We start from the raw sequence: 12,020 nt of genomic DNA, 5'->3' as shown, positions 1-12,020 counted from the left end.
ATATTTTCGATAAGGAAAGGACGAACTTTGTCGAAATCTTAACAAGATATAAACAATATCTAGTGTTGTAGATAACTTTTATACACAAGTGCTTGAGTATGTGGATAATATCCGCAAATTCGTTGAAATACAAGGCGTCTTTTGCTATGATAAGTATGTTTTTACTGTGGATGAATGAAAGTTATCGCCATATTTATTAACAGGCTGTGGATAACATTGTGAACAAACTTATCCAGCTTGGATAAGTGCCCCGTTTACATCCCGTCAAAATGTGGATGCTTTCGTTACAATATAGATGCTTTCGACAATTTTCTGTGCAACTGCGCCTACTCGGCGATCGAAGATAAGGAGTGACAGTCTGTGGATAGCCATACCTATGATTTATGGCAACAAGTGTTGTCCATCATCCAGACGAAGCTGAGCAAGCCTAGCTTTGACACCTGGTTCAAAGCAACCAAAGCGTCCTTCGTCGATGAATCAATACTTGAAGTAACAGCCCCGACAACATTTGCCGCAGAATGGCTTGAAGGACGTTACACGAAGCTTATCCGAACAACATTATACGAATTTCTAGGCAGACAGGTTGATGTGAAATTTACGATAGACGATCCGAAGGTCGTCGAGCAGAGCTATGCTTTTCCCGCCAAACCGGTGCAGCCGGCCGCAGCAACGGAAGATACGCATTCTCATATGCTGAATCCCAAATATACCTTCGACACCTTCGTCATCGGCGCCAATAACCGATTCGCCCACGCAGCGTCGCTTGCTGTCGCGGAAGCCCCTGCAAAAGCCTACAATCCATTGTTTCTATATGGAGGCGTCGGTCTTGGCAAGACCCATCTTATGCATGCGATTGGGCATTATATTATGGATCACAATCCGAATACCCGAGTGCTCTATATCTCTTCCGAGAAATTCACCAATGAATTCATTAATATGATTCGCGATGGTCAGGGCGAGAGCTTCCGAACCAAATATCGGAACATTGATGTGCTGCTCATAGACGATATCCAATTTCTCGCCGGCAAGGAACAGACGCAAGAGGAATTCTTCCATACCTTCAATGCGCTGCACGAAGAACGCAAGCAAATCGTCATTTCGTCCGATCGCCCGCCCAAGGAGATTCCGACTCTCGAGGATAGACTCCGATCCAGATTCGAATGGGGTCTTATCACCGACATCCAGCCGCCTGATCTTGAGACGAGGATCGCGATACTCCGGAAGAAGGCCAAGGCCGAGAATCTGGATATTCCGAATGAAGCGATGAACTATATCGCCAATCAAATCGATACGAACATCAGGGAGCTTGAAGGCGCATTGATCCGCGTCGTCGCGTATTCCTCCCTTATCAATGCCGATATCACCTCGCATCTTGCCGCCGAAGCGCTGAAGGACATTATTCCTTCAAGCAGGCCGCGAATGATTACAATTCCCGATATCCAGACAAGAGTCGGAGAATTCTACGGTCTGCGAATAGAGGAATTCAAAGCAAGGAAACGCACGAAAGCGGTTGCCTTCCCGAGGCAAATCGCCATGTACCTGTCCAGGGAATTAACCGACTATTCGCTTCCGAAGATCGGCGAAGCCTTCGGGGGCAGAGATCATACCACCGTTATACATGCGCATGAGAAGATTACACAGCAGTTGAAGGTTGATCAGGAGCTTTACAAAATCATTCAGAACCTGACCGAAAAAATCAAATCGCATATGTGAACAACCAAGCAAGCCTATGCACACGCTATGCACATGTGGATAGGCTTGTTTTATCCCTATTAATCGGGGTTATCCACATATTCAGGTCCCCTACTGCTACTTCTAGTATTATTAATTAAAGAATATCATTACAAACATGCGATAACGGCTCTCGCCGAAAACAGCAAAACCCATGCCAAAAAGAAAAGGGTGTACTCATGAAACTATCCATATTGAAAAATGAACTCAATGAATCTATACAACAAGTAGCAAAAGCAATCGCGGCAAGACCAGCCATTCCGATTCTGGGTGGAATTAAAATCGACGTGACCCATCAATTCGTAACGTTGACAGCAAGTGATACTGATATATCTATTCAAAGCTTCATTGCGGTAGAACAAGAAGATATAATTATTGCCGAAGTGGAAAAACCGGGAAGCGTTGTGCTGCCAGCCAAATTTTTTGTGGAAATTATACGCAAGCTGCCTTCCGATCAAGTCGTCATCGAGGTAGGTCCGCAGTTCCAAACAATGATTCGATCGGGGTCCTCCGAAATTCAGATGGTTGGACTCGATCCGGAAGAATTTCCTGTGTTGCCGGCCATCGAGCAGGACAAGATCGTTCAAATTGCCGGAGATATCATAAGGTCTATGATTAGACAAACGATTCTGGCCGCGTCTACAAGCGAACAAACGCCCATACTGACAGGGGTTCTCTGGAATCTCAAGGACAATGAATTGAAATTCGTCGCGACAGACCGTCATCGCTTGGCTAGTCGCGTTACCAAGGTGAATACGGAAGAAGAGCTGCAATTCACGAATATCGTCATCTCTGCGAAGACGCTTAATGAGTTGTCCAGGCTGATACCTGACCAGAATACGTTAATCGATATCGTGGTTGCCGATAATCAAGTGCTCTTCAAGCTCGATAATATTCTGTTCTACACGCGAATATTGGACGGCACCTATCCGGATACTTCCAAGATTATTCCTCATGTATTCGAAACAGAACTGATACTGGATACGAAGTTGGTCATGGATGCGATCGATCGCGCATATCTGATGTCCAAAGAAGAGAAAACGAATGTCGTTCGTCTGGCAACCATGGAGGACGGACAAATCGAAATATCGTCAAGCTCGACCGAGCTTGGCAAAGTAACGGAGCATATTGATGTGGTTGATTTTAAAGGGCAGCCGCTCCGAATCGCCTTCAATTCCAAATATATGCTGGACGTGCTAAAAGTAATCGACAGCGAGCAAATCATGATCGGATTTACCGGGGCGATGAGACCAATCATCGTGAAGCCGATGGATCACGATTTCAGTTTATATGTGATTCTGCCTTATCGCACAACCAATTAATCGTATGCATTCGTCTGACTGAAACGAGCATGGCAGACGCACAGCGGAAGGGATGGCTGAACATCTTGAAAGAAATTACGATTCATACGGAATATATCGCGCTTGGACAATTTTTAAAGCTTGCCGACTGCATATCCACAGGTGGACAAGCTAAATTTTTTCTTCAAGAGAATGTTATCCACATAAACGGGGAAGTGGATAACCGCAGAGGACGCAAATTGTATGCAGGAGATCGAGTCGAGGTACAGGACTGCGGAAGCTTCCTGGTCGTCAGAGCGTGAGAAACTAGAGAAGCGGCATAAGACCGGAGGTCTTCGCATTGAAATTAACGCATATCGCCTTACAACATTATCGCAATTATGCCCATTTAGAGCTTGAGACGCCGCATGGAGTGACTATCTTTCTTGGATCGAACGCGCAAGGCAAGACCAATCTGCTCGAAGCCATATTCGTGCTGGCCTTGTCCAAATCGCATCGCACCTCCAAGGACAAGGAATTAATCAGTTGGGAAGCTGATGCGGCTCGGATAACAGGGAGTGTCGAGAAACGGTATGGCTCTGTCAGCCTTGATCTCCAATTCACATCGCAGGGCAAGAAAGCGAAAATAAACGGTCTTGAGCAACGGAAGCTAAGCGATTTCATCGGATCTCTGAACGTCGTGATGTTCGCTCCCGAGGATCTTGAGATTGTAAAGGGAACGCCTGGCGTACGCCGGAGGTTTCTGGATATGGAGATTGGGCAGGTGCAGCCGGGTTATCTGCATTTGCTGCAGCAATATGGAAAGGTGCTTCAGCAGCGCAACAATTATTTGAAAAACGTCGTTCCCGGTCATGTGAATATGACCATGCTCGAAGTATGGAATATGCAGCTTGCCGAGCTTGGTGTTAAAATTATGAAAAAAAGGAAACACTTTATACAGAAACTGCAAAACTTCGCAGAACAGATTCATGCGGGCATTACAAACGGAGCAGAGAAATTATCGATTCTATACCGTCCGTCCTTCGATATTGACGCTCTGCAAGAAGAATCTGTTTTATTTGAGCAATTTATGATAAAGTTATCACAGGTGAAAGATCAGGAGATTCGGAGAGGGGTTACGCTCGCTGGCCCGCATCGCGACGACTTGGCTTTCTTCATCAACGATAAAGAAGCCCAGGTATTCGGATCGCAAGGGCAACAACGAACGACAGCTTTATCTCTTAAGCTGGCGGAGATCGAGCTGATCCATGAGGAGATAGGCGAATATCCGCTTCTTCTGCTGGATGATGTGCTGTCGGAGCTGGATCAAAACAGACAGACGCAGCTTATCGAAACCTTTCAAACCAAAGTGCAAACCTTCATCACAACTACCGGCCTGGAGAGCGTGAATATTAGCAAACTCCACGATGCCGGTATCTATGATGTGCGGGAAGGCACTGTTAAAGGATAAGCGCAGTCAGGGGGGCGGAACATGTACATTCATTTGGGCGCCGAGAAGATTGTAAGAGCCGCAGAGCTTGTTGCCATATTTGATATATCCATCGAGCAGTCCTCCAAGCTGTCCAAGCAATTCGTTGCGGGAGCAAAGAAGCGCAAGGATGTAGAGTTGATTGGAGAGGAAGAGCCGAAGTCCATCGTCGTTACGGATAAAAAAATATATTATTCCCCCATATCATCCTCTACGCTTAAGAAACGAGCCCATCATTTCGCAGCGAATGGATAGAGAACAGGAAGAGCAGTTGAGAGGAGCAGTGAACTAGCATGTCTTTGGAACAGCATACGTATGACGAGAGTCAGATACAGGTTCTGGAAGGATTAGAGGCCGTCCGCAAACGTCCGGGGATGTATATCGGCTCTACCAGCGGCAAAGGTCTTCACCATCTCGTATGGGAGGTTGTCGATAACAGTATCGATGAAGCGCTCGCTGGCTATTGCACCAAAATCGATGTTATTGTTCACGAGAACAACAGTATCACCGTTATAGATAATGGACGCGGCATTCCTGTCGGTTTGAATACGAAGCTTCAGAAATCCACGCTTGAGGTTGTTATGACCGTGCTTCATGCGGGCGGCAAGTTCGGCGGCGAAGGTTACAAGGTGTCCGGAGGTCTGCATGGAGTTGGCGTATCCGTCGTCAATGCTTTGTCTGAGCATGTATGCGTCCAGGTTAGACTTCATGGAAATGTGTACCAGCAGGAATATCGCAGAGGCGTGCCGCAATACGATATTAAGATTGTCGGCGAATCCGATGTTACCGGAACGCAGGTTACGTTCCAGCCCGACCCGGAGATCTTCACGGAGACGACGGTCTTTGATTATGAGACACTGGTATCTCGGATACGGGAGCTGGCGTTTTTGAACAAGGGCATTGAGATCGTGCTGACGGATGAGCGCACAGGTGTCTCGCAAGCCTTCAAATACGATGGGGGCATCATTGAATTCGTCAATTATTTGAATCGCAATCGAGCGGCCCTGCATGAATTCCCGATCTACGTGGAGGGCACCAAGGATAACATCAATGTTGAGGTTGCCCTTCAGTACAATGACAGCTATACGGAGAATATTTATTCCTTCGCCAACAATATCAACACGCATGAAGGCGGCACGCATGAATCGGGCTTCAAGAGCGCGCTAACGCGTATTATTAACGATTACGCCCGCAAGAACAACCAGATCAAGGATAATGATTCCAACTTCTCCGGCGATGATGTGAGGGAAGGCTTGACGGCGATCATTTCGGTCAAAATCCCGGATCCGCAATTCGAGGGCCAGACGAAGACGAAGCTTGGCAACAGCGAGGTGCGCGGCATCGTCGAATCCTTGTTCTCGGAGAAGCTGCAGGAATTTCTGGAAGAGAATCCTTCCGTGTCGCGCAGAATCGTGGACAAAGGCTTGCAGGCGGCGCGTGCGCGCGAAGCAGCGCGCAAAGCTCGCGAGCTTACCCGCAGGAAGAGCGCGCTTGAGATCGGCTCCTTGCCGGGCAAGCTGGCGGATTGCTCCTCCAAGGATGCTTCGCTAAGCGAGCTGTATATTGTCGAAGGCGATTCCGCCGGCGGTTCAGCCAAGCAAGGCCGAGACCGTCACTTCCAGGCGATTCTGCCGCTCAGGGGCAAGATTTTGAATGTAGAGAAGGCGCGGCTTGACCGCATCCTCGGCAATGCGGAGATACGGGCGATTATTACAGCGCTTGGTACGGGTATCAGCGATGATTTCGATATTGCGAAAGCACGTTACCACAAAATCATCATTATGACCGATGCCGATGTCGACGGCGCGCATATCCGTACTTTGCTGCTCACCTTCTTCTATCGCTACATGCGGGAGATTATCGAAGCCGGTTTTATCTATATCGCACAGCCGCCGCTTTTCAAGATCGAGCGCAACAAGGTTGTTCGTTACGCTTTGACCGAGAAGGAACGCGATGCCATTCTCGCGGAATACGGCGAAGGCGTCAAAGTCAACATTCAGCGTTACAAAGGACTTGGCGAGATGGATGCAACACAACTATGGGAGACTACCATGGATCCCGACAGTCGCTCCATGCTGCAAGTATCGATTCAAGATGCAATTGAGGCAGACACGGTGTTCGATACGCTGATGGGCGACAACGTGGAACCGCGTCGAGAGTTCATTCAGAAATTTGCCAGATATGTGACCAATCTTGATATATAGAACAGGGAAGCAGCCTCTCCGGAAGGAAGGCTGCTTCTTCTATCGCAGTTAGGAATAAGCATCACCTCTATCTCATTTGCTTTTACCTTTCATCCCTCCGTAAGCGAGAGAATAGCGGCGAATTTTCTGGTAAACGCTCTTATCCTTCAGCATTCGAAAGACATAAGGATGAGGCTTGGTATTAACCTCAAGCACCCACGGATGCAGCTTCTTGTCGATAGCGACATCTATGCCTAATTCCTTCAACCTTGGATAAGCGGTGCTCAATTGCCTGCCGATTTCCGCCCCGAGCCTCCGCAGATCACTCTTGTAACCGGCAATCGTTGCAGGCGATAGATGTTCTGACAGCAGCTTCTCGAACGAGATCATCGTTCCCCCGTTATGATAGTTGGTCACAATCCGCTCGGGATGAGACAATCTGCCGATAATGCCGGTAGTTTCCCATTTATTTCGCAAATTTTTCTGAACCATAACTCGAATATCGAAGCGTCTCTTGTGATGCTTAAGAAGATAGATGCCTTTCTGCACGATATATTTTTTCTTGTGCGTATAGGCAAGCAGAGCTTGATGCAAATCGTTGAAGGTCGAGCAGCTCTTGATAGTATTGTTTATTTGGTAACGGCAGGAGGACTTCTCCGGCAGATATTCAACTCGGATGACGCCTTTGCCGTGAGTGCCGCTGATTGGTTTTACATAGACCATGCCGTATTGCTCCAGCATGGATGAGAGGCTGCTGCGACTATACCTTTTCGTATGCGGCACATAAGGGAGCAAGTGTTCATTTTTCATTAAAATCTTTGTTTTGGACCATTTGCTTCTTACTCGTTGAATACTCAGCGTGTTTCACCTCCATTCGATTTTATGAGCTAGAGGATGACTTCTGATGACATTTCACGATTTCGGCAGGATGAACACGTCTTGCCGGCTTCATCTTAGGCGTTGAAGTTTCATCAAGTGCAAGACAGAGCCTGTAATGAATGGTATAATAAAAGTTGGGTCTGTTTAATTTATGACTCTTTTTCGGTGATGGGGATTCATTTTTTTGCCTATTTTCGAATAGGCTGACATTGCTGGTTCCGAATCGGAAGTAAGACATGTTCGAAATTGCCTCATCAGGTTTATATGAGCTTCATTTGAGAAAGTAATATAGAGACGATATCTTATGCAACGAATGAAAAAAGATAGATGACGTCAGGGAGGTAAAGCATGGCCGAGGATCAACGAATTTCAGTTACAGATCGCGATATAGGCACGGAGATGAAAGATTCTTTCATGGATTATGCCATGAGCATCATCGTAAGCCGGGCGCTGCCTGATGTGAGAGACGGGCTGAAGCCGGTTCATCGTCGTATTCTATACGCAATGTCTGAGCTGGGCATGTCGCCGGACAAGCCGCATAAGAAATCAGCCAGAATTGTAGGAGAAGTCATCGGCAAGTACCATCCGCACGGCGACTCCGCCGTATACGAATCGATGGTCAGGATGGCCCAGGATTTCTCCATGCGCTACATGTTGGTGGACGGTCATGGGAACTTTGGTTCGATTGACGGCGACATGGCGGCAGCCATGCGTTATACAGAAGCGAGATTGTCCAAGATGGCAATGGAGCTTCTGCGTGATATTAACAAAGAAACGATCGATTTCGCGCCTAACTACGACGGGGAAGAACAAGAGCCGGTTGTGCTGCCTTCGCGTTTTCCCAATCTGCTAGTGAACGGCGTAACGGGAATTGCTGTCGGCATGGCAACGAATATTCCTCCGCATAACTTGAATGAGGTCATTGACGGCGCGCAGGCTTTAATCCGAAATCCGGATATTACTCCTCTGGAGTTGATGGAATTTGTGAAAGGTCCCGATTTCCCGACAGCGGCAATCGTCATGGGACATCATGGCATTCGTCAGGCTTATTTGACGGGAAGAGGCTCGGTTACTATGCGTGCCCGTGCTACAATTGAAGAGAATGGCGGAAAGGCAAGAATTCTTGTGCATGAGCTCCCTTATCAGGTCATTAAGGCGAGATTGGTTGAGAAAATTGCCGAGCTCGTGCGCGAGAAGAAGATCGAGGGCATTACAGATTTGCGTGATGAATCCGACCGCAACGGCATGCGCGTCGTAATCGAGCTGCGCAGAGATGTTAATCCGAGCGTGGTGCTGAATAATTTATATAAGCAGACGCAGCTTCAATCCAATTTCGGCATCAATATGCTCGCACTCGTAAATGGCGAGCCAAAGACCTTGAATTTGCGAGACATGCTCTATCATTATTTGCAGCATCAGATTGAAGTTATTCGCCGGCGCACGGAGTATGACCTGAAGAAGGCGGAAGCCAGAGCTCATATTCTCGAAGGCTTGCGAATCGCGCTTGATCATTTGGATGAGGTTATCGCGTTGATTCGTTCTTCCCAGACGGCTGATGAAGCCCGCTCAGGATTGATTGAGCGTTTCTCGTTAAGCCATGAACAAGCGCAAGCCATACTCGATATGCGCTTGCAGCGTCTGACAGGACTCGAACGCGACAAGATTGAAGCCGAATACGCGGAATTGATCAAGAAGATTGCGGAATACAAAGCCATTCTGGCTGACGAGCAGCTTGTGCTGGACATCATAAGCGAGGAGCTTAATGAGATCAAAGAACGCTTCGGGGACGAACGACGCACGGAAATTACAGCGAGCGACGAAGAGATTCTCGATGAAGATCTCATCCCCCGCGAGGATGTCATCATCTCGATTACGCATTCCGGCTATATCAAGCGTTTGCCGGTTACGACTTATCGCAGTCAGAAGCGCGGCGGAAGAGGCGTGGTCGGCATGGATACGAAGGAGAATGACTTTGTCGAGCATCTTTTTGTATCCAATACGCATCACTTCCTGTTGTTCTTCACGAACAAAGGCAAGGTCTACAAGCTGAAGGCTTATGAGATTCCGGATCTCAGCCGCACGGCACGGGGGACGCCGATTATTAATTTGATACAGATCGAGCAAGGGGAGACCGTGAACGCTGTTATTCCGGTTCAAGCCTTCGATGCCGATCATTACTTGTTCTTCGCGACCAGACAGGGCGTTGTGAAAAAGACGCCGCTTGATGATTACGTGAATATTCGGAAGATCGGCTTGATCGCGATTTCCTTGCGGGAAGATGATGATCTCATCGGCGTGAAGCTGACAGACGGAAACCAGCATATCATTATGGGGACCGCACAGGGTATGTCCATTCATTTCTCGGAAGAGGATGTTCGCTCCATGGGTCGGTCAGCTACGGGCGTGAAGGGCATCGGTCTGGATGATCATGATACGGTAATCGATATGGATGTTGTTGTTCCGGAGAAGGATGTGTTGATTGTCACCGCGAAAGGCTACGGCAAACGCACGCCGATTGGCGAATACCGAATTCAGAATCGCGGCGGCAAGGGCATTAAGACGCTGAATGTCACGGACAAGAACGGTCCTATCGTTTCTCTTAAAGTGGTGGACAATGAAGAGGATCTGATGATTATGACAGCTCTAGGAACGATGATCCGCACAAGCATGGGAGGCATCTCGACAATGGGCCGGAACACGCAGGGCGTGCGACTGATTCATACGAGAGATGATGATACTGTTGCCACCGTCACTCGCGTGGCAAGAAGCGAAGAAGCGGAATTAATCGCCGATGAAGAAGGTCAAGTTGAAGCAGAGGGAAATACAGATACAGAATAATGCGAGTTGAATGATCCTGTATTCGTATAGGCATCAAGCATAGGGGAGGGGACAAGCTTGGGAATAGAACTGGTTGAGAACGTGAAGCTAGGAGACAAACTGGATGAAGAAGTCCTCACCCCGCTTGGTGGCGTGTTATTCCACAAAGGCAGAATAGTGATGCAGAAGGAGCTTGATATTCTTCAAGCCTTTCTCATTACGCATGTTACCTTGGAGGAAGAGAAAACCAAGGACGGCAAAACGGGCGAGTCGAACGCGGAGGAGAAGCCATCGCAGAATGCGAGCAAGCAAACAACCAATAAGCAAGCGGCGATGAAGCAAACTCCGACAAGTCCATTGCAGCAAGAGTATGACAATATGGTACAGCTTCTGCGTGAAACGTATAATACGTTTGTCAGCGGCCAGAATATGCCGATCATGGATATTCGCGTGCAAATGGAGAAACTGCTCCAACAATTATCAAGTTACAATATACTCAAGTTTGTGCCGATTTCGTTCCAAGAGCGTGATTATTTGCTTCATAACAGTGTCGCATGCGCGATGACTTCTTACATGCTGGCGCAGTGGGTCAATATCCCTCAGAGAGAGTGGATGCAAGTTGCTTTAGCTGGCTTGTTGAAGGATATTGGCAATATTCGCATAAATCGCGCCATACTGACCAATCCTAAGCCTCTTTCAGCGGGCGAGCAGGAGGAAATGAAGCGTCACACCGTATTAGGCTATCAGATGCTTAAGAGCGTTGCTGCGTTAAATGAGGGCGTTAAGCTATCCGCTCTGCAGCATCACGAGAAGATAGACGGAACCGGGTATCCGCTTGGAATCGATTCCACGAAAATTCATCCATACGCCAGAATTGTAAGCATTGCCGATATCTTTCATGCGATGACCTTGAACAAAGCCTATCGAAAGGCTGCTTCGCCTTATCTAGTTTTGGAACAAATTCAGAGTGATGCATTCGGAAAGCTGGATCCGGCCTATGTCCGGATCTTTGTCCAGAAGACGACTCAATTTCACAACGGAACCGTTGTTCGTCTTAGCGATAAGCGGATTGGAGAAATCGTATTCTCTGATCAAACGCATCCAACCAGGCCATGGGTTTCGATTAATGGAAGCATTGTGAATCTCGTTCAGGAAAGAAATTTGTATATAGAAGAAGTAATCAAGTAATGAAAGAAGTCTTGTTCACGGAATATTGTTCCTTTGCAAGGCTTCTTTTTGTTTTCAAACCTCGATTTTTAATCGTTATTAGTAAATTATTAATAGAGAAATCAGCTGTTACAGCAGGTTATTGCACTATTCAATAGAGGCTGATCTCGATATTTTATAAAAAAATAAAAAAACACTTGCAATCGTATAGGCATACGTGATATATTATCTAAGTCGCCGCTGAGAGACACGCGGTTGACGGGGAATAAAGATTGTTCTTTGAAAACTGAACAACGAGTGAAACTGCCTCATTAAATGAACGGAGCTTGCTTCGTTGAAATAATGAAAAAGCGATTAAGATTTTGAGCAAGTCAAATTTCTACCTTGGAGCTTTTGTTATTGACTTCGTCAAGTAACAAAACTCCCTTTATGGAGAGTTTGATCCTGGCTCAGGACGAACGCTGGCGGCGTGCC

At 47.3% G+C, this 12,020-nt stretch carries 9 protein-coding genes; 8 read left to right on the top strand and 1 reads right to left on the bottom strand.

Features of this window, described 5'->3' with window-relative positions; all coding sequences use genetic code 11:
- The first annotated feature begins 360 nt into the window (after positions 1 to 360).
- The 6 genes from dnaA (at position 361) to gyrB (ending at position 6,704) form a co-directional block, all read left to right on the top strand.
- The gene (gene dnaA, locus HFP08_RS24460) at positions 361 to 1,713 is read left to right on the top strand and encodes a chromosomal replication initiator protein DnaA (RefSeq protein WP_168123257.1); all 1,353 of its coding nucleotides are present in this window, start codon (positions 361 to 363) and stop codon (positions 1,711 to 1,713) included.
- 197 nt (positions 1,714 to 1,910) lie between these two features.
- Positions 1,911 to 3,053, top strand: a complete 1,143-nt coding sequence (gene dnaN, locus HFP08_RS24455; RefSeq protein WP_168123256.1) for a DNA polymerase III subunit beta — start codon at positions 1,911 to 1,913, stop codon at positions 3,051 to 3,053.
- A gap of 65 nt (positions 3,054 to 3,118) precedes the next feature.
- Entirely contained in the window at positions 3,119 to 3,334 is a 216-nt protein-coding gene (gene yaaA, locus HFP08_RS24450) for a S4 domain-containing protein YaaA (RefSeq protein ID WP_168123255.1), read from the top strand.
- A gap of 38 nt (positions 3,335 to 3,372) precedes the next feature.
- On the top strand, positions 3,373 to 4,482 hold the full coding sequence (recF, locus tag HFP08_RS24445) for a DNA replication/repair protein RecF (protein WP_168123254.1): 1,110 nt from the start codon (positions 3,373 to 3,375) through the stop codon (positions 4,480 to 4,482).
- A gap of 21 nt (positions 4,483 to 4,503) precedes the next feature.
- Positions 4,504 to 4,755 (top strand): extracellular matrix regulator RemB, encoded by a 252-nt coding sequence (gene remB / locus HFP08_RS24440; RefSeq protein WP_168123253.1) that lies wholly within the window; start codon positions 4,504 to 4,506, stop codon positions 4,753 to 4,755.
- 38 nt (positions 4,756 to 4,793) lie between these two features.
- Positions 4,794 to 6,704 carry a DNA topoisomerase (ATP-hydrolyzing) subunit B gene (gene gyrB, locus HFP08_RS24435; RefSeq protein ID WP_168123252.1) on the top strand — a complete coding sequence of 637 codons (1,911 nt, stop codon included), beginning with the start codon at positions 4,794 to 4,796 and terminating at the stop codon, positions 6,702 to 6,704.
- Between the two features lie 72 nt (positions 6,705 to 6,776).
- Here the strand turns inward: gyrB and HFP08_RS24430 are convergent, their stop codons facing one another.
- The gene (locus HFP08_RS24430) at positions 6,777 to 7,535 is read right to left on the bottom strand and encodes a YheC/YheD family protein (protein ID WP_277345887.1); all 759 of its coding nucleotides are present in this window, start codon (positions 7,533 to 7,535) and stop codon (positions 6,777 to 6,779) included.
- A gap of 375 nt (positions 7,536 to 7,910) precedes the next feature.
- On the opposite strand from HFP08_RS24430, the gene gyrA reads away from it, so the two are divergent.
- Entirely contained in the window at positions 7,911 to 10,400 is a 2,490-nt protein-coding gene (gene gyrA / locus HFP08_RS24425; protein ID WP_168123251.1) for a DNA gyrase subunit A, read from the top strand.
- A 57-nt stretch (positions 10,401 to 10,457) separates the two neighbouring features.
- Positions 10,458 to 11,567: an HD-GYP domain-containing protein gene (locus HFP08_RS24420; protein ID WP_240941834.1), complete on the top strand. Its 1,110-nt coding sequence runs from the start codon at positions 10,458 to 10,460 to the stop codon at positions 11,565 to 11,567.
- Positions 11,568 to 12,020 lie beyond the last annotated feature (453 nt).

It is taken from the genome of Paenibacillus sp. HB172176 (genome assembly GCF_011947265.1).
Classification (GTDB): Bacteria; Bacillota; Bacilli; order Paenibacillales; family Paenibacillaceae; genus Pristimantibacillus.
Note: the sequence above shows the minus strand (reverse complement) of the source record. Positions and strands in the feature narration are given on the sequence as shown.